At 30.1% G+C, this 20,257-nt stretch carries 20 protein-coding genes; 12 read left to right on the plus strand and 8 right to left on the minus strand.

Features of this window, described 5'->3' with window-relative positions; genetic code table 11:
* Nucleotides 1–8 precede the first annotated feature (8 nt).
* From MC378_RS06220 to nagB, 7 genes are all read left to right on the plus strand, one after another.
* A complete protein-coding gene (locus MC378_RS06220; protein WP_242177886.1) occupies nucleotides 9–1,463 on the plus strand; it encodes a sodium:solute symporter in 1,455 nt (484 codons plus the stop codon).
* Nucleotides 1,456–2,289, plus strand: a complete 834-nt coding sequence (gene murQ / locus MC378_RS06225) for an N-acetylmuramic acid 6-phosphate etherase (RefSeq protein WP_242177887.1) — start codon at nucleotides 1,456–1,458, stop codon at nucleotides 2,287–2,289. The genes MC378_RS06220 and murQ overlap by 8 nt, the downstream gene beginning before the upstream one ends.
* 3 nt (nucleotides 2,290–2,292) lie before the next feature.
* Complete coding sequence (locus tag MC378_RS06230) at nucleotides 2,293–3,399, plus strand: acyltransferase family protein (protein ID WP_242177888.1); 1,107 nt, start codon at nucleotides 2,293–2,295, stop codon at nucleotides 3,397–3,399.
* A gap of 12 nt (nucleotides 3,400–3,411) precedes the next feature.
* Nucleotides 3,412–5,106, plus strand: a complete 1,695-nt coding sequence (locus MC378_RS06235; RefSeq protein WP_242177889.1) for a glycoside hydrolase family 3 protein — start codon at nucleotides 3,412–3,414, stop codon at nucleotides 5,104–5,106.
* 54 nt (nucleotides 5,107–5,160) lie between these two features.
* The gene (locus tag MC378_RS06240) at nucleotides 5,161–6,627 is read left to right on the plus strand and encodes a glycosyl hydrolase family 18 protein (protein ID WP_242177890.1); all 1,467 of its coding nucleotides are present in this window, start codon (nucleotides 5,161–5,163) and stop codon (nucleotides 6,625–6,627) included.
* A 9-nt stretch (nucleotides 6,628–6,636) separates the two neighbouring features.
* Entirely contained in the window at nucleotides 6,637–7,848 is a 1,212-nt protein-coding gene (locus MC378_RS06245; protein ID WP_242177891.1) for an exo-beta-N-acetylmuramidase NamZ family protein, read from the plus strand.
* An 85-nt stretch (nucleotides 7,849–7,933) separates the two neighbouring features.
* Nucleotides 7,934–9,862: a glucosamine-6-phosphate deaminase gene (gene nagB / locus MC378_RS06250; RefSeq protein ID WP_242177892.1), complete on the plus strand. Its 1,929-nt coding sequence runs from the start codon at nucleotides 7,934–7,936 to the stop codon at nucleotides 9,860–9,862.
* Between the two features lie 90 nt (nucleotides 9,863–9,952).
* Here the strand turns inward: nagB and MC378_RS06255 are convergent, their stop codons facing one another.
* From MC378_RS06255 to MC378_RS06275, 5 genes are all read right to left on the minus strand, one after another.
* The gene (locus MC378_RS06255) at nucleotides 9,953–11,173 is read right to left on the minus strand and encodes a carboxypeptidase-like regulatory domain-containing protein (protein ID WP_242177893.1); all 1,221 of its coding nucleotides are present in this window, start codon (nucleotides 11,171–11,173) and stop codon (nucleotides 9,953–9,955) included.
* A 55-nt stretch (nucleotides 11,174–11,228) separates the two neighbouring features.
* Nucleotides 11,229–13,250 carry a M3 family metallopeptidase gene (locus MC378_RS06260; RefSeq protein ID WP_242177894.1) on the minus strand — a complete coding sequence of 674 codons (2,022 nt, stop codon included), beginning with the start codon at nucleotides 13,248–13,250 and terminating at the stop codon, nucleotides 11,229–11,231.
* A 79-nt stretch (nucleotides 13,251–13,329) separates the two neighbouring features.
* Complete coding sequence (purE, locus tag MC378_RS06265) at nucleotides 13,330–13,809, minus strand: 5-(carboxyamino)imidazole ribonucleotide mutase (RefSeq protein ID WP_242177964.1); 480 nt, start codon at nucleotides 13,807–13,809, stop codon at nucleotides 13,330–13,332.
* Between the two features lie 93 nt (nucleotides 13,810–13,902).
* Nucleotides 13,903–15,060: a 5-(carboxyamino)imidazole ribonucleotide synthase gene (locus MC378_RS06270; protein ID WP_242177895.1), complete on the minus strand. Its 1,158-nt coding sequence runs from the start codon at nucleotides 15,058–15,060 to the stop codon at nucleotides 13,903–13,905.
* A gap of 53 nt (nucleotides 15,061–15,113) precedes the next feature.
* On the minus strand, nucleotides 15,114–15,530 hold the full coding sequence (locus tag MC378_RS06275) for a Rieske 2Fe-2S domain-containing protein (RefSeq protein WP_242177896.1): 417 nt from the start codon (nucleotides 15,528–15,530) through the stop codon (nucleotides 15,114–15,116).
* Between the two features lie 108 nt (nucleotides 15,531–15,638).
* Here MC378_RS06275 and greA point away from each other — a divergent pair, with 108 nt between their 5' ends.
* The 3 genes from greA to MC378_RS06290 all read left to right on the plus strand — a co-directional run bounded on the left by greA (nucleotide 15,639) and on the right by MC378_RS06290 (nucleotide 16,766).
* Entirely contained in the window at nucleotides 15,639–16,112 is a 474-nt protein-coding gene (gene greA, locus MC378_RS06280; RefSeq protein ID WP_242177897.1) for a transcription elongation factor GreA, read from the plus strand.
* A 75-nt stretch (nucleotides 16,113–16,187) separates the two neighbouring features.
* The gene (locus tag MC378_RS06285) at nucleotides 16,188–16,577 is read left to right on the plus strand and encodes an HIT family protein (protein ID WP_242177898.1); all 390 of its coding nucleotides are present in this window, start codon (nucleotides 16,188–16,190) and stop codon (nucleotides 16,575–16,577) included.
* Entirely contained in the window at nucleotides 16,578–16,766 is a 189-nt protein-coding gene (locus MC378_RS06290) for a hypothetical protein (RefSeq protein WP_242177899.1), read from the plus strand.
* Here the strand turns inward: MC378_RS06290 and MC378_RS06295 are convergent.
* Nucleotides 16,763–17,914 (minus strand): sensor histidine kinase, encoded by a 1,152-nt coding sequence (locus tag MC378_RS06295; RefSeq protein WP_242177965.1) that lies wholly within the window; start codon nucleotides 17,912–17,914, stop codon nucleotides 16,763–16,765. The two genes, MC378_RS06290 and MC378_RS06295, sit on opposite strands and share 4 nt — an antisense overlap.
* A gap of 79 nt (nucleotides 17,915–17,993) precedes the next feature.
* On the opposite strand from MC378_RS06295, the gene MC378_RS06300 reads away from it, so the two are divergent.
* Together MC378_RS06300 and MC378_RS06305 are read left to right on the plus strand one after the other, a co-directional pair.
* Nucleotides 17,994–18,854, plus strand: coding sequence for a flavin reductase family protein (locus MC378_RS06300; RefSeq protein WP_242177900.1), 861 nt, complete (start codon nucleotides 17,994–17,996; stop codon nucleotides 18,852–18,854).
* Between the two features lie 14 nt (nucleotides 18,855–18,868).
* Nucleotides 18,869–19,240, plus strand: coding sequence for a DUF3127 domain-containing protein (locus tag MC378_RS06305; RefSeq protein ID WP_242177901.1), 372 nt, complete (start codon nucleotides 18,869–18,871; stop codon nucleotides 19,238–19,240).
* A gap of 74 nt (nucleotides 19,241–19,314) precedes the next feature.
* On the opposite strand, the gene MC378_RS06310 is transcribed toward MC378_RS06305, so the two are convergent.
* Nucleotides 19,315–19,563, minus strand: a complete 249-nt coding sequence (locus tag MC378_RS06310) for a DUF1456 family protein (protein WP_242177902.1) — start codon at nucleotides 19,561–19,563, stop codon at nucleotides 19,315–19,317.
* 19 nt (nucleotides 19,564–19,582) lie between these two features.
* On the minus strand, nucleotides 19,583–20,206 hold the full coding sequence (locus MC378_RS06315; protein ID WP_242177903.1) for a YqaA family protein: 624 nt from the start codon (nucleotides 20,204–20,206) through the stop codon (nucleotides 19,583–19,585).
* Between the last annotated feature and the right edge of the window lie 51 nt (nucleotides 20,207–20,257).

Genomic DNA, 20,257 nt, shown 5'->3' on the forward strand with positions numbered 1-20,257 from the left:
GAATGTAAATGAACTCAACAATAATTTTATTAATCATAGTATCTTATTTTGGGGTATTAATGTTAATATCACACTTTACCTCAAAAAACACAAGTGATGATTCCTTTTATACAGGAGATAGAAAATCTCCATGGCAGGTAGTTGCTTTTGGAATGATTGGAGCTGTAATGTCGGGAGTAACATTTGTATCTATACCCGGAATGGTAAGTAATAATTATTTTTATTATTTACAGTTTGTTTTTGGTAATGTAGTAGGATATGTTTTTATTACATATGTGCTTATTCCTATTTATTATAACTTAAAATTAGTTTCAATATATAGTTATTTAGAAACCAGATTTGGGCCAAAAGCATATAAAACAGGCTCTTTGTTTTTTTTAATATCTCAATCATTTGGAGCTGCATTAAGATTATTACTTGCTGCGAAAATTTTACAGTATGCGGTTTTTGATGCCTTTAACGTTCCTTTTTACCTAACGGTAATCATTATATTAGTTTTAATATGGATGTATACCAATAAATCCGGAATTAAAACAATTGTATGGACAGATACATTGCAAACATTTTTTTTATTAATGGCTGCAATTGTATCTATATTTATTATTAAAAATTCTTTAAACTTAAGTTTTTCAGAAACAATAACTTCTGTAACAGATCACAAATATTTTAAGGTTTTTAATTGGGATTTTAATTCTGGAAGTAATTTCTTTAAACAATTTATTTCTGGAATCTTAATTGCCGTTGCAATGGTTGGCTTAGATCAAAATATGATGCAAAAAACGTTAACTTGTAAAAACCAAAAAGAAGCACAACGTAACATATTAACCTTTAGTTTATTTTTAGCACTAGCCCAATTTCTTTTTTTAGGATTGGGAGTGATGCTTTATTTATATGCTGAAAAATTTGGAATTCAATTAGAAATAGAGAATGGTAAATTTATCAATACAGATAATTTATTTCCTATGCTTTCATTAGGAAGTTTTGGAACCGTAGCTGCAATTAGTTTTATTTTAGGAATCACCGCAGCTTCATTTTCAAGTGTAGACTCTTCTTTAACAGCTTTAACAACATCTTTTACACACGATTTTTTAGATATCAATCATAAAAATTCAAAAGAAAAAAAACGCCTTAAAAATTATGTTTTGTTTGGTTTTTCTGTAGTAATATTCATTATTATAATGCTGTTTTCAGAAAGTAAAGGAGATGTAATTACAACAATTTTTAAAGTGGCAGGATATACCTATGGACCTTTATTGGGGCTTTATCTATTAGGTATTTTTACTAAAGTAAAAATAAAAGATGCAGCTGTGCCATATATCTGTGTCTTAATGCCATTACTAACCTATTATTTAAATTACATAGTTAAAGATAAGTTTTCATTCGATTTAGGTTTTATGAATATATTATTAAATGCTTGTCTAACAATATTATGTTTAATCCTTATACGAGAAAAAAATGATTAACAAACTAACTACTGAGCAAGCATCAGATTATAATAATTTAGAAAAAATGAGCACGTTTGAGTTACTCTCAAACATGAACTCAGAAGATAAAACAGTACCAGATATTGTAGAAAAAGCAATTCCTTCAATAAATAAACTTGTTGATGTTATCTATGAAAAAATGAGTAAAGGAGGACGCTTGTTTTATATAGGAGCAGGTACAAGTGGTAGATTAGGAGTCCTTGATGCTTCAGAATGCCCACCAACTTACGGTGTTTCCGATAATTGGATAATTGGAATAATTGCAGGAGGAGATTCTGCACTTAGAAAAGCTGTAGAAAATGCAGAAGATGATGCTGAATTAGCTTGGAAAAATTTACAAGAATATACTATTTCAGAAAAAGATGTTTTAATTGGTATTGCGGCTTCTGGAACTACTCCATATGTAATTGGTGGTTTGCAAAAAGCAAAAGAGCAAAATATAATTACAGGTTGTATAACTTGTAACCAAGGCTCTCCGTTAGCAATTGAAGCAGATTTTCCAGTAGAACTAGTTGTTGGGCCAGAGTTTGTAACAGGAAGCACTAGAATGAAAGCTGGTACCGCACAAAAGTTAGCTTTAAACATGATTTCTACCACGGTAATGATAAAATTAGGTAGGGTAAAAGGGAATAAAATGGTAGACATGCAACTTTCCAATAAAAAGTTAGTGTCAAGAGGTGTTAAAATGGTAATGGACGAACTTAAAATCGATAAGGAATTGGCTAGTAGTTTGTTACAAAAACATAAAAGTGTTAGAAAAACGATAGAAGCATATAAAAAAGAAATTAAAGAACTAAACTTATAAATAATGGAAACCAAAGAAAGACTAAAAGCATTAGATGTTCTAAGAGGAATAACCATCGCTTCAATGATTTTGGTAAATACACCGGGTAGTTGGTCTTATGTTTATTGGCCTTTATTACACGCCAAATGGCATGGTTTTACACCAACAGATGCTGTCTTTCCTTTTTTCTTATTTATTGTAGGTGTTTCGATACATTTTGCTTTTAAAAATTTTAAGCCAGGTGAAAATAAAAAAGCACTAAAGAAGATAATTAAAAGAACAATAATCATTTTTGCAATAGGGTTATTCTTAAATCTCTTTCCAAAATTTAATTTTGAAACTGTTCGGTACTTTGGAATTTTACAAAGAATTGCAATTGCTTATGGTGTTGGAGCATCTCTTTGTTTATTTTTTAAGAAAAGAAATCTCGCCTATATCATAATAGGTATTTTGGTTTTGTATTGGGCCATCTTATATTTCTTTGTTCCAGAAAATCCTTTTGGACCACAAACAAATTTAGTAGGTAAAATAGATTTGTATTTATTTGGCTCTAATCATGTCTGGAAAGGTCTTGGTTTTCCTTTTGATCCAGAAGGACTATTGTCAACATTACCATCAATTTCTACGGTTCTTATAGGTAGTTTAACAGGTGGTTTTTTAAGTAATGCATCTAAGAATAGTGTTAAAATTAAAACACTCTTAAGTTACGGAATTAGTCTAATGATATTAGGGTATGTTTGGGGATTTGTTTTTCCAATAAATAAATCTCTTTGGACCAGTAGTTATGTTTGTTTTGCAGCAGGCTTAGCAATGGTAGTTTTAGCTTTGTTAATATGGATTATTGATGTAAAAAAATATAGTAAGTGGTCCATACCTTTTATTCATTTTGGTACAAACCCTTTATTCATTTTTGTGTTTTCTGGTTTGTATGTAAAAACAATGATTTATCTCATAAAAATTACAAATGCACAAGGAGAAACAACAACGGGATTAAAATACATTTATCAAAATATATTTGTCCCTTTTGCAGGAAATATGAATGGGTCACTCTTTTTTGCCATTGCTCATATTTTCTTTTTTTGGAGTTTAGTATATGTCTTATATAGAAATAAAATATTTATAAAAATTTAATTTTTCAAAAAAATGAAAAAAACAATTCCTTTAGTAATCATCGTGTTTTCTGTTTTATTTAGTTGTAATAAGAAGGAAACTTCAATACAGTTATCAGAAAATTCAACTCAAAAAAAATGGGTAGATAGTATTTATAATCAAATGACTTTAAAAGAAAAAGTTGGACAACTATTTATGATTGCGGCATATTCTAATAAAGATCAAAAACATACAGATTCTATTCAGAAATTAATAAAAGAAAATGGAATTGGTGGACTTGTTTTTTTTCAAGGAGGTCCGGTAAGACAAGCCAAACAAACAAACTTATATCAGTCCGTTTCTAAAGTTCCTTTACTAATTGCAATGGATGCAGAATGGGGCTTAAATATGCGTTTAGATAGTACAGCAAGATTTCCTTATAATATGACTCTTGGTGCAGTAAAAGATAATGATTTAATAAGAAGAGTTGGTGAAAAAATTGGTGAACATTGTAATCGTTTGGGAGTTCATATAAATTTTGCTCCTGTAGTAGATATCAATACAAATTCTAAAAACCCAATCATTGGAGTACGTTCTTTTGCGGAAGATAAATATAACGTAACTAATAAAGCATTGGCTTTTACGAAAGGATTACAAAGTCAGAATGTACTGGCTTGTGCAAAACATTTTCCAGGTCATGGAGATACGGATAAAGATTCTCATAAAACACTTCCTACAGTTTTACTTTCTAAAGCAAGAATAGATTCTGTAGAAATGTATCCATATAAACAATTGTTTAAAAATAACATGGCAGGTGTTATGGTTGCGCATTTAAATGTGCCTAGTTTAGAAAAAGAAGCTGGTGTGCCTTCTTCTTTATCTCATCATATTGTTTCTGATCTTTTAAAAGAAAAGTTAGGTTTTAAAGGACTTGTGTTTACCGATGCATTAAATATGAAAGGTGCAGCTAATTATAAAGAAACAGGTGCTATAGATTTAGCCGCTTTTATGGCAGGAAATGACATCTTGGTTTTAACAGAAGATGCCTCTAAAGGAATTTCTAAAATTATGGAAGCGTATCAGAAAAAAGAGCTAACTGAAGAAAGATTAGCACATTCAGTAAAAAAAATCCTTACTGCTAAATTTGATGTTCAATTGCATAATTTTAAACCTATAAAGACACAAAACCTTATTTCTGATTTAAATGATGAAACAAATAACATTTTAAATGAAGAGGTTTTTATAAATGCTATAACCGCCATAAAAAATGAAAACAATACTCTTCCATTAAAAAAAGACAAAAATAAGAAAATAGCTTTTTTAGGTTTAGGAGATGGTAGTTCTTCTGCGTTTTTAAAAGAATTAAAACTGCACTTAAATATTGATGAAGTTTCAAACTTACCTCATAAAGATTTACTTAATAAACTTAAAAAATATGATCAAGTTATAATTGGTTATCATCGTTTAAATAGTAGAAAAACTGTAAAAATATCTAATGCTGATAAAGCGATAATTGAAGCAATTGCACTAAATAATAATGTGATTTTAGATGTGTTTGCAAGTCAATATTCTTTAGAAAATTTATCATTTAAAAACCTAAATGCTTCTATTATATCTTATGAAAATTCTGAAATAGCTCAAAAAATTTCAGCACAAGTTCTTATTGGGAACAAAGAAGCTAATGGAAAATTACCAGCTTCAATGAATCAAGAATTTAAAGCGGGGCATGGAATTAAAATACTAGAATAATTAAATTTATAAAGGCGAAAAATATTTAAAAAAAAATCACTAAAAACCACGATTATGAAACAAACATTACATTACACGTTATTATCTTTATTTGTATTTTTTACTTGCAGTACTGTTTTTTCACAGGAAATTATTAAGAAAGGGATTCATGAATTACAATCAAAAGAGTTTGGGAGTTCTATTAATAATCAAAATACAGCAAGGGGATTAGTGTCTGATATTATTCCATTACAAAGTGGAGCAGTTCAAACATTATCAAAAAAAGTTTTTGGCTTTTTGCCTTATTGGGAACAAAGTGCTGGAGCACACAGTAATATTCAATATGATTTATTAACACACATAGCTTGTTTTGATTTTAGAGTGCAATTAGATGCTTCTATTTCTACACCAGCAGGATGGCCATGGACAACAGAAATTAATGCTGCTCATAGTGCAGGTACAAAGGTTATTATGACTGTTGTAAATTTTGGAGGAGCAGACGGAGCAGATGCAGTAGCTTGGGAATTATTTACAAATGCTGCTAAAAAAACTACTTTTTTTGCAAATGTTAAAAATCTAATACAAACCTATAGTTTAGATGGTGTTAATATAGATTTTGAAGGAATGACAAGTGCTCATAGAGGAGCAGAACTAAATACTTTTATGTCAGAATTAACGACTTATATTCATACAGAATTACCTGGAAAAGAAGTTTCTTTTGATGGACCGGCAGTGAATTGGGGAGGTTGGATTATGAATGATTTGGTAGATAGTGTAGATTATTTAATTGTAATGGCTTACGATTATACTTCTGCTTCTTCGGCAAATGCAGGACCTGTAGCGCCATTATTACATCACACCTCTTGGAAAAGATTTGTTAAAAAAACCATTGAAACAGGAACTTATGCTGGTCCAACAGCAAATCATCCTGAAAAATTAGTTTTGGCTGTTCCTTATTACGGACAACATTGGAAAACAGCTACAAATGTTTCTGAATCATCAACAACTTCATCTATGGGATCTACTAGATATAGAAATACTGCTACTGATGCAGCAACTCACGGTGGATGGATTTGGAATGCCGATTTTGAAGTTCCTTGGTATACTTGGAATGATGGTGCTGATTGGAATCAAGTATGGGCAGACAATGAAACTAGTATCTCTAAAAAATATGATTTAGCAATTTCTAATAATTTAGGTGGTGTTGGAATTTGGGCTTTAAATTACGATGGAACTAGACCAGAATTGTGGGAATTAATCAACACAAAATTTGGTGCTACAGCTAGTGTTGATTCCAATTTAAAAGAGAAAATTACATTTTACCCTAATCCAACAAATGGAATTATTAATATTTCTAATTTAAGTAATCTAAAATTAGCTAAAATAGATGTGTATAATATTTTAGGTAAATTAATAAAAGATGTTGAAGTAACAAAAGAAGCTGTTGATATTTCGAACTTATCAAATGGGCTATACTTCTTTAAAATAACTGATGAATCAGGGAGACAAGAAACATTCAAAATTCTAAAATCATCAATATAACCGTATAATATGAAAAATTTTATAATAGTATTGTTTTCATTCACTTTCATTTGCTGTAGTTCTAAAAAGAACAAAGAAAGTCAAGTAGCAAAATCTAATTTGTTAGATTCGAAAATAGAAACTAAAATTGTAGTTGCAGCAAATCAAACAGAGAAATATCTATCCTTACTTCAAGGTAAAAGTGTTGGTATTGTTGCAAATCAAACAAGTGTTATTTTTAAAGGAGAAAAAAATGTTCACCTTGTTGATTCTTTAATTTCTTTAGATATAAAGGTTGTCAAAGTTTTTGCTCCAGAGCATGGTTTTAGAGGAAAAGCAGATGCAGGAGAGCATGTTGCTGATGGTATAGATGCAAAAACAGGTTTGCCTATTATTTCTTTGTATGGTAGTAATCGAAAACCATCAAAAAATCAGTTAAAAGGTATCGAAGTAATGGTGTTTGATATTCAAGATGTAGGTGTTCGTTTTTATACTTATATCTCTACACTTCATTATGTAATGGAAGTTTGTGCAGAACTAAATATTCCATTGATAGTTTTAGATCGCCCAAATCCTAATGGACATTATATTGATGGACCAATGTTAGAGCAAGAAGTGAAAAGTTTTGTGGGTATGCATCCTGTTCCTACTGTTTATGGAATGACAATTGGAGAGTATGGTAAAATGATTAATGGGGAAAAGTGGTTAGAAAATGGGATACAATGTGATTTAACAGTTATTCCGTTAAAGAATTATACACATAATTCAGAATATGATTTGCCTATAAAACCATCACCAAATTTACCAAACTCAAAGTCAATTAATCTATATCCAAGTTTGTGTTTCTTTGAAGGAACAAATGTAAGTGCTGGAAGAGGAACAGAAATGCAATTTCAAATCTTTGGATCTCCTTTTGTATCTAATAATTCTTTTGATTTTAGCTTTACGCCTCAACCTAATTTTGGAGCAAAGCATCCAAAACACGAAGGAAAAGTGTGTTTAGGTAGAGATCTAAGAAGTACAGAGAAATTAAGTAGTTTAAACTTAAGTTGGCTAATCGAATCTTATAATAATACAGAAAATAAAGAAAAGTTTTTTAATAAGTTCTTTCCAAAATTAGCAGGAACTAAAAAATTACAAACACAAATAGAACAAGGTTTATCGTCTAAAGAAATAAAAGCAACTTGGCAGAAAGGTATAAATGGCTTTAAGATAGTTAGAGAAAAATACACCATATATTAATTGCTTGTGGTTTCTAAATAAAAGAAAAAGAAGATAATTTGAAAGTTTTACCCCGAAGAATAATTATTTTTAAATATAAAAAAGAATGTTAAAGAGTAGTATAGATAGCGCAACAGGTTTCGAAAAAAGATTTGAAAATATTGGAACCATAGTTTATGAAGATGCAACTTCTGCCTCAAAATCCATAGCGGTAGAAATAGCAAATCTTATTAAGGTTAAGCAATCTCAAAAACAACCTTGTATACTAGGATTGGCAACTGGCTCTTCTCCTAAAGGATTGTATGCAGAATTGGTGCGTTTACATAAAGAAGAAGGATTAAGTTTTAAGAATGTAGTTTCTTTTAATTTAGATGAATACTATCCTATGGAACCAGATTCTGTAAATAGTTATGTTCGTTTTATGCAAGAGCAATTATTTAATCATATAGATATTTTACCAGAGAATTGTTATGTGCCAGATGGTACTTTGCCTAAAAATAAAATTAGAGATTACTGCAGTCAATATGAAGCAAAAATAGAAGCATTAGGTGGTATTGATTTGCAAATATTAGGTATTGGTGGAAATGGTCATATTGGTTTTAATGAGTCTGGGTCATTACAAAATTCTAAAACAAGATTGGTTGCTTTAGATCATATTACAAGAGTTGCAGCCAGTGGAGATTTTTCTGGTTTAGAAAATACTCCTAGAACAGCAATTACTTTAGGAGTTAAAAAAATAATGGAAGCTAAAAGAGTAATTCTAATGGCTTGGGGTGAAAGTAAATCTCATATTATTAAAGCATCTGTAGAAGATGAAGTTACCAGTCATGTACCGGCTTCTTATTTACAAGAACATAACAATGCAACCTTCATTTTAGATCAGGCAGCGGCATCTAAACTAACAAGAATTAATACTCCTTGGTTAGTAGAGAAAATTGTTTGGACAGATAAGTTGATTAGAAAAGCGGTTTTAAGCTTAGCGCTCTTTCTTAAGAAACCTATTTTAATGTTAACGGATGCCGATTATATTGAAAATGGAATGAGTGACCTATTAGCAGATTCTGGTCCAGCTTATGATATTAATATTAAGATTTTTAATAAGCTTCAAAATACAATTACTGGTTGGCCAGGAGGAAAACCAAATGCAGACGATAGTAAAAGACCTGAAAGAGCTGAACCAGCAAAAAAGCGAGTGTTAATTTTTAGTCCACATCCAGATGATGATATTATTAGTATGGGAGGTACTTTTAAACGATTGCACGAACAAGGTCATGAAGTTCATGTAGGGTATCAAACTTCAGGAAATATTGCTGTTGCAGATGATGAGGCATTGCGTTTTGCAAGTTTTGTATGTGATTTTAATGACAAATTTGGAATAGAAAATTCGGAAGCAGAAAATATTTATAAGAAAGCAGCTACTTTTTTAAAGAACAAAAAAGCTAGTGAAATAGATACTCCTGAAGTAAGATATATTAAAGGATTAATTAGAAAGGGAGAAGCAAAATCTGCATGTCACTTTATTGGCTTGCCAGATGCTCAAATTCATTTTATGGAATTGCCTTTTTATGAAACGGGTGCTATTAAAAAGAATCCAATAGGAGTTGGTGATGTAGAAATAACAAAAGATTTAATAGAAAAAGTTAAACCACACCAAATATTTGCCGCAGGAGATTTAGCTGATCCACATGGAACTCATAAGGTTTGTTTAGATGCTATTTTTGCAGCAGTAAAAGAATTGAAACCAAAAAAGTTTATGAAAGACTGTTGGGTTTGGTTGTACAGAGGTGCGTGGCAAGAGTGGGGAATTGATGAAATAGAAATGGCAGTCCCTATGGGGCCAGATCAAGTATTAGAAAAACGAAAAGGAATCTTTAAGCACCAATCTCAAAAAGATGGAGTTGTTTTTCAAGGGGCTGATAGTAGAGAGTTTTGGCAACGTGCGGAAGATAGAAACAAAGAAACTGCTGATTTGTATGATCAATTAGGTTTGTCTCATTATGCCGCAATGGAAGCCTTTGTAAGATGGCATTACTAAAATTAGAAGATTAATTAGATTAATAGAGAGCTATTCTATGTGTTTGAAAAAACAATAGAATAGCTCAAATTATTTAAAGTAAAGACTGTACTAATTACCCGGTTCATAATCTAAAGGTAGAGAATCGGCAAATTTTTCATAAGACCAATAACCTTCATATAAAACATCTAAAGGATGTATTAAGACTCCAAGTCTATCTAAAGCTAAAGGCATGTTTAAAGGGATTAATGATGAGGTTTGAGGTAAGGCATCTCTTATTTTACTGAAGGCGTTTCTTAAAATGTAAGCCTTTTCTTCTTTTTCTTTTGTATAAACAATACTTAGATTGTCTTTAAAATTTAGAAAAACCACTCCCTTATCAATTTTAAAAAGCTCACTGCTCTTTAATTTTGATTTGTATAAATAATCTTTAAACTTGGGTAATTTAACTTTTCTTAAAACTACTAAAGCGGAATCAATTGCGTTTTTGGGATTTTCTAAGTTTTTAGAAAAATTTATTGTTGCTCTAGATAATTTTACGAATTTTCTAGCTTTTTTTATTTCAATTTCGGAAGGTCTTTCGAGATTTTTAATACGCTTAAACTGATGAACAATAAAGCCCTCTTCTTCAATTTTATTATTTATTACAGATTTAAAAAAATGAACAGTTGAACCATTATAGGTGATTCGTCTATTTTTTTTCCAACCTTTTTGTTTTCGTTTACTACCTTTTAAATTTTGATAACGAGAGTATCCAGTAACAGTAACATAATTACCTGTCTTTACAAATGATACCAAATCATAAGTAATAAAGTACCCCAGATCTTTGTGTTTTATCTTTAAAGGTCTTTTAGCAAAAGCGGTTAAAATGTTCTTATACGGATCAAACTCAAAATGTAAAACCTTTGGGTTTAAAATTTCACAATTTTTAGATAGCTTTGTAATACCAATAAAAGCTCTTTTAAATGTTTCAAGGTTGTATTTCCATTTGGTATCATATTTTGTTTTTCTAATAATTATTTCATCTAAAGTATTTTCATCTTCTTTTAAAATAAAGACAATTGACTTTTTTATCTCTGTTGTATTTAAAGGAAAAATAACTGTTTTATAACCTAAGTATGAGGCTATCAATTCATATTGTCCTTCTTTTGTTTTTATTAAAAATTCTCCATCAGCATTTGTTGTTGTACCAATCATTGAATTATTAAAATATACAGCAGCTCCTTCCAGGGGAACTTTTTTGGAGCTAAGGACTTTTCCCTTAATTATAAATTGAGCTGAAGTATTTGCATTAATAAGAATTAGTAGTATAAGAAAAAATCGGTTTTTCATATGATAAAAATAATCATTGAAAAACCAATTTTATGATAATCTGTGTTAATTAGTGTTAACTCTTAAGCAAACCAGCTCTTTTTAATAGAGCATCTGGTTTTGGTTCTTTTCCTCTAAAACGTTTGTATAACACCATCGGTTTTTCTGTTCCACCTTTAGAAAGTACATTTTCTTTAAATTTTGTAGCAATTTCTTTGTTAAAAATTCCTTCTTCTAAGAAATACTCAAAGGCATCAGCATCCAAAACTTCTGCCCATTTATAAGAGTAATATCCGGCAGAATATCCTCCTTGAAAAATATGAGAAAAAGCAGTACTCATACAGTTTTCTGTAACATCAGGATATAATTTTGTATTGGCAAAAGCTTCGTTTTCAAATTCTTTAATAGATTTTATTTCTGATGGATCTTGACCATGCCATTGCATGTCTAACAATCCGAAACTAAGCTGACGTAAAGTTTGCATTCCTTCATGAAAACTTGCTGATTCTTTAATTTTTTTCACATATGCCATCGGGATAATTTCTCCTGTTTCATAATGTGTAGCAAAGAGTTCTAAAGCTTCTTTTTCATAACACCAATTTTCTAAAACTTGACTTGGTAATTCTACAAAATCCCAAGAAACTGAAGTTCCTGATAAGCTGTTGTAAGTTGTATTTGCTAACATTCCGTGCAACGCGTGTCCAAATTCATGAAATAAGGTGGTAACCTCGTTAAAAGTCAGAAGTGATGGTTTTGTTGCGGTTGGTTTGGTAAAATTACAAACAATAGAAACTTGTGGTCTTTCGTTAATTCCGTTTTTTATTTGTTGCGATTTATAACTGGTCATCCACGCGCCATTTCTTTTTCCTTTTCTAGGGTGAAAATCAGCATAAAATATAGCAACAAAATCTCCATTTGTATTAGTTACATTATAGGTTTTAACGTCTTCGTGGTATTTATCTATGTTGGTAACTTCTTCAAACTTTAAATCATATAAACGATTGGCAATTTCAAAAACACCATCAATTACATTTTCTAATTTAAAGTAAGGTTTTAAAGCTTCTTGGTCTAAATCGAATAATTTTTTCTTTAATTTTTCTGAATAATAAGCGCCGTCCCATTTTTGAAGTTGGTCAATTCCGTCTAATTTTTTAGCAAATTTTTCTAAATTTTCAAATTCTTTTAATGCAGCAGGTTTTGCTTTCTCTAATAAATTATTCGAAAATTCAATGACCTTTTCTGGCGTTTCTGCCATTCTTTCTTCTAAAACAAAATGTGCGTGTGTTTTATATCCTAATAAATTAGCTCTTTTGTGTCTAAGATTTACAATATCTAAAACAACTTTTTCGTTATTAAATTCGTTATCTTGATATGCTTTTTGACCCGCAGCTATAGCCATTTTTTTACGCAACTCTCTGTTGTCAGCATAGGTTAAAAAAGGAATATAACTTGGATAATCTAAGGTAAAAATATATCCGTCTTTTTCTTTAGATTTTGCAATTTCTTTAGCAGCTTCTTTTACACTTTCTGGTAAACCAGCAACATCTTCTTCATTGGTTAAATGCATTTCGAAAGCATTGGTTTCTGCCAAGACATTTTCTCCAAATTTTAAAGATAATTTAGAAAGTTGAGCGTCAATTTCTCTAAGTTTTGTTTTGTCTTCTTTATTTAAATTAGCTCCATTTCTAGCAAAACTTTTGTATTGCTTGTCTAATAGCATGTCTTGCTCTGGCGTTAAATCTAAATTTTTTCTATCATCATAAACAGCTTTTACTCTTTTAAACAAATCTTCGTTTAAAGTGATGTCATTACTAAATTCACTTAACCAAGGAGAAACTTCTTGTGCAATTTTCTGAATTTCATCGTTTGTTTCTGCTGAGTTTAAGTTGAAAAATATACTTGTAATTCTATTTAGTTTTTCACCTGTAAAATCTAAAGCAACTGTTGTGTTTTCAAAAGTAGGAGTATCAATATTGTCAACTATTTCTTGAATTTCTGTTTTAGCGATTTCTATTCCTTTTTTAATTGCTGGAATATAATCGTCATTAGAAATTTTAGAAAAAGGAGGTGTGGTAAAATCTTGTAAAAGTGGGTTCATATAATCTTATTTTGTGTCAGGTCGAGTGCTGTCGAGACCTAAATATAAAACCTCTCAACTGAGCTCGAGGTGACAAAATTTATTTTCTAACTCTAGCAGAAGCTTGTTCAACTTTCAACTTTAATTCTTCTTTGTAAGCGATAATTTTATTTAAAATCAATTCGTCTGAAGCACCAATTATTTGAGCTGCTAAAATACCAGCATTTTTCGCTCCATCTAAAGCAACAGTTGCAACCGGTACACCACCTGGCATTTGTAAAATAGATAAAATAGAATCCCATCCATCAATAGAATTTCTACTTTTTACTGGAACTCCAATTACGGGTAAAGGGCTCATAGAAGCTACCATTCCTGGTAAATGCGCAGCGCCACCAGCTCCTGCAATAATAACTTGTATGCCTCTTTTATGTGCATTTTTAGAATAATCAACTAATTTTTCTGGAGTTCTGTGAGCAGAAACAATATCTACTTCTATTTGAATATTAAAACTCTCTAAAATATCAATCGCTTCTTGCATTACTGGAAGATCAGAATCGCTTCCCATTATTATTCCTACCATATTTTTGTTTTGTACTGTCATTGCGAGGAGTTTATGACGAAGCAATCTATTTTTTATTTCAGAGATTACTTCGTTTATACTCGTAATGACGTATTATTTACTAATAACCTTAATTGTTTCTTTTACTTTTTGTGCTATTTCTCTTGCTTTAGTCATGTCTGAATTTACAATAGTAACATGTCCCATTTTTCGAAAAGGACGCGTTTCTTTTTTACCGTAAATGTGAGGCGTAACTCCATCTATTTGTAAAATTTCTTCTATATTTTCATAAATAACATCTCCAGAATATCCTTCTTCACCAACAAGGTTTACCATGATTCCGGCAACTTTACTATCGGTATTTCCTAAAGGAAGATTTAAGATACTTCTTATATGTTGTTCAAACTGATTGGTGTAACTTGCTTCAATAGAATAGTGTCCAGAATTGTGTGGTCTTGGAGCAACTTCATTCACTAGAATTTTATCATCTACAGTTTGAAACATTTCAACAGCCAATAAACCTACAAAATCTAAATCGCTCACAACTTTTAAAGCAATTTCTTTGGCTTTTTCGGCTGTTTTAAAATCAATTCTTGCAGGACAAATAACGTATTCTACTTGGTTAGCTTCTGGATGAAATTCCATTTCTACAACGGGATATGTTTTTACTTTACCATCTGCATTTCTTGCAACAATTACAGCCAATTCATTTTTAAATGGAATTAATTTTTCTGTAATACATTCAACATTGGGTAAAGATTCTAAATCTGCAAAATTTCTAACAATTTTTACGCCAGTTCCGTCATAACCAAAACGAGCTGCTTTCCAAACAAAAGGGAAATCAACAATACTATTTTCATATGAATGTTTTAATTCTTCTAAATATGCATAATGAGAAAACGCTGCAGTTGGTATTTGGTGATCTATATAAAAGTTTTTCTGACGAGCTTTACTTTGTATAATGCGTAAATCTTTAGGTTTTGGATAAATAGTTAGGCCTTCTTCTTCTAGTTGATCTAATGCATCCAGATTAACATTTTCTATTTCAATTGTTAATAGATCAACGGTTTTTCCGAAATTATAAACAGCATCAAAATCTAGTAAATTTCCTATAACAAAACGGTTGCAAATTTCAGCACAAGGGGCATTTTTATTACTCTCTAAAATAGATGTGTGAATGTCTAATTTTTGAGTTTCTGCTAAAAGCATTCTTCCTAATTGGCCTCCACCAAGAATACCTAGTTTAAAATCTGAAGAAAAGTAATTTTTCACGTTCAATATTGTTGTGTTTCAGCAAAAATAAACATCTAAACTTTAGAAAACTATTAAAAATTACTGATTCGAATTGTGGTTCCGTTTTTTGTTACTTTATATTCTATTGCAGGGCATTCAAAGCCTTCTGTTTGTGGTTTTCCACCAAAATCTACACTGTAATAACTATCATGACATGTACATTTTAATAATCGGTTTTCAAAAGTCATAGGAGTGTTGCAATCGTTTCGTGGGCATAATTTATCAAAAGCAACAAATTCAGATCCATTTTTATTAAATAGTAAAATACCTTTATTTCCACCAGAAATTTCTGCATATCCTCCAGGAGTTTGTGCATTTATTAACTGAGGATTGTTTAAATCGGTATTTAAGCTTAAGGGTAAGGTTTGTATGCAATTGGTTAAATTATCATTGCCAGTACAACTTAAAAAAGCGATGAAACTTAAAATTATAAATGTATTTTTTAACATAGTGGTATTTCGTTTCTTTTAAAACGATTGCAATTTACAAATATTTTGTACATTTGTAATACAATCTCATTCCTGTTTAGGTAATGGGATTTTTAAATTTAAGTAACTATGAGTAACATATCTTATTATTCGCCAGAAGGATTAAAGAAATTGAAAGATGAATTGGTGCATCTAGAGCAAGTTGAGCGCCCAAGAGTAACTACAGAAATTGCAGATGCAAGAGACAAAGGAGATTTAAGTGAAAATGCAGAATATCATGCAGCAAAAGAAGAACAATCTCATTTAGAATTTAAAATAGCGAAATTAAAAAATGTAATTTCTAATGCTCGAATTCTTGATGAATCTCAGCTAGATACTTCAAAAATTTTAATTCATTCCAAAGTAAAAATAAAAAACATGACTAATGGAATGGAGTTTGGATACACATTAGTTGCAGATTCTGAAACAGATGTTAGAAATGGAAAACTTTCTGTTAACTCTCCGATAGGAAAAGGTTTATTGGGGAAAAAAGTTGGCGATATTGCAGAAATTCAAGTTCCAAACGGAATTATGAAATTTGAAATTGTAGAAATTAGTAGATAATTTTTTTACAAGAATAATTTATAAAAACGCTTTTCATTGAAAAGCGTTTTTTATTTTTACATAAAATCGAAATTTATGAGTGTTTTTACAAAAATAATTACAGGAGAATTGCCAAGTTATAAAGTTGCTGAAAATGATAGTTTTATTGCTTTTTTAGATATCAATCCAAATGCAAAAGGACACACTTTAGTAGTTCCTAAAAAAGAAGAAAACAAAATTTTTGATTTGCCTAAAAATGAATATCAAGAATTAATGTCTTTCTCTTACAGAGTTGCAAAGGCTTTAGAGAAATCAGTTTCTTGCAAACGAATCGGAATGAGTGTTGTTGGTTTAGAGGTGCCTCATGTACACGTGCATTTAATTCCTATTAATAGAATGGCCGACATGCAATTTATAGAAAAAGTAAAATTGTCAAATGATGAATTTGTTGAATTGGCTAGAAGTATTTCTAGTAACTTTGATTAAATGAAAGATTGGGTTAAAAATGGTTTTGGTTGGGCTGTTTGGATGTTTGTAATGATGACATTTTTTTGGCCGTTAATTACTGGCGAGAAAATTACCTTAAAAAGTGTATTAATAGGTGCTGTTTTTTGGTCTTTTATAGGGATTGCAATGGGGTATATTATGACAAAATTTGTAAATAAAAAAAACTAAAATTTATTTAACAAAATTTCAAAAGTAGTTCCTTTTCCAATTTCAGATTTTTGTACAAATATTTTACCTTTATGGTAATCTTCAACAATACGTTTAGAAAGTGATAAGCCTAACCCCCAACCACGTTTTTTTGTAGTAAAACCGGGTTTAAATATTTGCTTAAATAATTTTTTAGGCATTCCTTTTCCTGTATCAGAAACTGTAATTTTTACTTTTTTAGAACTGTTTTCTATTTTTAATAGCAATTCGCCTTTACCAAGCATTGCATCAATAGCATTTTTAATCAAATTTTCTATAACCCAACCAAATAATTCGGTATTTAAATTTGTAAATATTTCATCATCAGAAGAAGTAAAAAAGAAAGAAATTTGTTTAGAACTTCTAGATTCTAAATAATCGAAAGCTTGTTTTGTAATGATAACAACATTTTGTTTTTTCAATTCTGGTGTAGAGCCAATTTTAGAAAACCGATTGGCAATTGTATTTAGTCTACTGACATCTTTTTCAATTTCTTCTACATATTTATCATCAATTTTTTCCATTTTTAAAATGGCAATCCATCCCAATAAAGAAGACAGCGGTGTGCCAATTTGATGTGCAGTTTCCTTTGCCATTCCGGTCCAAAGTTTATTAGTTTCGGCAGCTTTATTAGAACTGTAAAAAAGATAAATTACTGTTAGAAAAAGAAATAATATTAAAATTAATGCTAACGGATAATAAGTTAATCTATTTAATAAATCAGAATTTCGATAATAAATCAGCTTTTTATTTTTCCCTTTATAACTAATCTCTATAGGCTTATTTTCTGCTTGCATTTTCACTAGTTGATCTTTTACATACTTTGGGCTTAAAGATTTAATAGGGTCTAAATTTTGAAACGATTCTATTTTACCATTTTCATCAACTAAAATTGAAGGAATATTATTGTTGGTTTCAATTATTTTTAAAGGCAAATCTACATTGGCATCTAAATCGGTATTCGTTGCTAATTCTTTCTGTGCCGCGGCTAAAATTTCCATTTTAACACGTTCTTCGTGTTTAAATTTTTGAAAGAAAATATAGGTGTTCCAAAGAATTAAGGAAACAATTATAAACGATACTAAAATAGCAATTCGTTTAAATAGAAGAGTGTTATTTGTAAAATTCATTAAAACAAATATAAAGGTTTCCTTTGTATAACTCATTTCAAGATTTGATAGTATCTTTACAACACTAAATTTTTTCAGTATGCTTTCTATAGATCCAAAAGAAATACCAACATCAAAATTACATGGTTATTTATTAGGGGCAGTTGCACCAAGGCCAATTGCTTTTGCTAGTACAATTGATGAAAATGGAAATCCAAATTTATCTCCTTTTAGTTTTTTTAATGTATTTGGTGCAAATCCGCCAATTTTAATTTTTTCTCCAGCAAGAAGAGTTAGAGGAAATACAACAAAACACACTTTAGAAAATGTTTTGGCAACGAAAGAAGTGGTGATTAATATGGTAAATTATGATATCGTTCAGCAAATGTCTTTGAGTAGTACAGAATACCCTAAAGGAGTAAATGAGTTTGAAAAAGTAGGGTTTACCATGCTGAAATCAGATATAATAAAACCGTTTAGAGTTGCAGAATCTCCTGTACAGTTTGAATGTAAAGTAAATGATGTTATTTTTACTGGAAGTGAAGGAGGAGCAGGGAATTTAATAATTTGTGAAGTTGTAAAGATTCATATTTCTAAAGATGTTTTAGATGAAAACGGTGCAATAGATCAACATAAAATAGATTTGGTTGCTAGAGCAGGAGGGAGTTATTATTCTAGAGCAAGAGATGGTTTTTTCGAAATTCCGAAACCTGTATCAACTTTAGGAATTGGAGTAGATGCAATTCCGGTTAAAATTAGAAACAGTAATGTTTTAACAGGAAATAATTTAGGGATGTTAGGAAACGTAGAACAACTGCCAACAGCAGAAACTGTTAATAACTTTGCAAAAGAACATCCACATTTTATTGGGTTAGAAACCACAAAAAAACATACATTTGCTCAAGATTTTTTAAATAAGAATGATGTAGAAAGTGCTTGGAAAGTGCTTTTAATTAAATAGTTAAGATTTATATTATGGAAGTTATAGGTAAAATTAAATTAATAGGAGAGGTTCAAACTTTTGGATCTAACGGATTTAGAAAAAGAGAATTAGTAGTTACTACAGATGAGCAATACCCACAAATGATTATGGTGGAATTTGTACAAGATAAATGTGATTTATTAAACAACTATTCAGTTGGTCAAGATGTAAAAGTATCTATCAATTTAAGAGGAAGAGAGTGGATTAATCCACAAGGAGAAGCAAAATATTTTAACTCAATTCAAGGATGGAGAATAGAAAGTTTAGCGCAATCTGCTCCAAATCAAGGAAATTTACCTCCTGTAGATCAATTTCAACCAGCGTCAAATGTTTCTGATGCAGAACCAGATGATTTACCATTTTAAGAAATAGATATTTCTAAAACAGATTATAAAAAAGAGAGTTCATATTGAACTCTCTTTTTTTATGACACTAATTTTTATTTCTTTTTATCTTCTTTTTTTGGCATTGGTCCACGCAGATGTATAACCAATCCATTTAAAAAGTTACGTAAAATTTGGTCTTGGCATTCTACATATTTTGGATGATCTTCACTCCTAAATAAAGCTCCTAATTCTGCTTTGCTTACTTTAAAATCTACCAAAGCACAAATTTCTACAATATCTGTGTCGCGTAATTTATGAGCTACACGTAATTTCTTTAAAATGTCGTTGTTTGTTAATCCCATAGAACAAATATAATTATTTTTAATCTACTACTTGAAAAATTGCCCAAGCATATATTGCAAATCTAGCAAAACGAAATAAACCAAAAACTACCACTTTTTTAAACGGATATTTTATCATTCCTGCCGCAACACAAGCAATAGAAAAAGGTAAAGGTAGTAATGCTCCAACTAAAATTAAAATACCACCCCATTTACGAGTGTTTTTTAAGTTTTTTGCCATTTTTACCTCTAAATATTCTTTAACCGATTTTATCTTTAATGCAGTTTTTCCAATAAAATAAGAAATCAAACCACCTGCATAAGATAACGTTGCTAAGATTGATAAGTTTAAAATGGGTTCTGCTGTTTTTTTTGTCCAAGCAATAAACATTTCTGGCGGAATTAATCCTAGTAAAGTTTCAGAAATAAAGAAAGTTGTTAAAACGGCAAACCTAGAAAAAGTTTCTGTAAAATGATGTAAACCATCATTAATATTATAGACATATCTATTAAATAAAATTAAACCTATAACAACAGCAACAATTGGCCAGAATGCTTTTTTTAAACTTTCCCATATAAACATGTAGAATCCTGTTCTATGATAGTAACTGTGCATTAACTTAGCTCTATGTGTTTTTGTTTTTTTTCTTTTTTTCTTTGCCATTTTTAGACTGTTAGTTTTCTTTAAAAGAGTTTACAAAAATAAGGACTTAAT

The sequence above is a fragment of the Polaribacter marinus genome, from assembly GCF_022662535.1.
GTDB classification, from domain to species: domain Bacteria; phylum Bacteroidota; class Bacteroidia; order Flavobacteriales; family Flavobacteriaceae; genus Polaribacter; species Polaribacter marinus.

Coding starts and splice junctions, on each gene's coding strand:
- MC378_RS06220 (WP_242177886.1), top strand. CDS start 9: ATGAACTCAACAATAATTTTATTAATCATAGTATCTTATTTTGGGGTA.
- murQ (WP_242177887.1), top strand. CDS start 1,456: ATGATTAACAAACTAACTACTGAGCAAGCATCAGATTATAATAATTTA.
- MC378_RS06230 (WP_242177888.1), top strand. CDS start 2,293: ATGGAAACCAAAGAAAGACTAAAAGCATTAGATGTTCTAAGAGGAATA.
- MC378_RS06235 (WP_242177889.1), top strand. CDS start 3,412: ATGAAAAAAACAATTCCTTTAGTAATCATCGTGTTTTCTGTTTTATTT.
- MC378_RS06240 (WP_242177890.1), top strand. CDS start 5,161: ATGAAACAAACATTACATTACACGTTATTATCTTTATTTGTATTTTTT.
- MC378_RS06245 (WP_242177891.1), top strand. CDS start 6,637: ATGAAAAATTTTATAATAGTATTGTTTTCATTCACTTTCATTTGCTGT.
- nagB (WP_242177892.1), top strand. CDS start 7,934: ATGTTAAAGAGTAGTATAGATAGCGCAACAGGTTTCGAAAAAAGATTT.
- MC378_RS06255 (WP_242177893.1), bottom strand. CDS start 11,173: ATGAAAAACCGATTTTTTCTTATACTACTAATTCTTATTAATGCAAAT.
- MC378_RS06260 (WP_242177894.1), bottom strand. CDS start 13,250: ATGAACCCACTTTTACAAGATTTTACCACACCTCCTTTTTCTAAAATT.
- purE (WP_242177964.1), bottom strand. CDS start 13,809: ATGGTAGGAATAATAATGGGAAGCGATTCTGATCTTCCAGTAATGCAA.
- MC378_RS06275 (WP_242177896.1), bottom strand. CDS start 15,530: ATGTTAAAAAATACATTTATAATTTTAAGTTTCATCGCTTTTTTAAGT.
- greA (WP_242177897.1), top strand. CDS start 15,639: ATGAGTAACATATCTTATTATTCGCCAGAAGGATTAAAGAAATTGAAA.
- MC378_RS06285 (WP_242177898.1), top strand. CDS start 16,188: ATGAGTGTTTTTACAAAAATAATTACAGGAGAATTGCCAAGTTATAAA.
- MC378_RS06290 (WP_242177899.1), top strand. CDS start 16,578: ATGAAAGATTGGGTTAAAAATGGTTTTGGTTGGGCTGTTTGGATGTTT.
- MC378_RS06295 (WP_242177965.1), bottom strand. CDS start 17,914: ATGAATTTTACAAATAACACTCTTCTATTTAAACGAATTGCTATTTTA.
- MC378_RS06300 (WP_242177900.1), top strand. CDS start 17,994: ATGCTTTCTATAGATCCAAAAGAAATACCAACATCAAAATTACATGGT.
- MC378_RS06305 (WP_242177901.1), top strand. CDS start 18,869: ATGGAAGTTATAGGTAAAATTAAATTAATAGGAGAGGTTCAAACTTTT.
- MC378_RS06310 (WP_242177902.1), bottom strand. CDS start 19,563: ATGGGATTAACAAACAACGACATTTTAAAGAAATTACGTGTAGCTCAT.
- MC378_RS06315 (WP_242177903.1), bottom strand. CDS start 20,206: ATGGCAAAGAAAAAAAGAAAAAAAACAAAAACACATAGAGCTAAGTTA.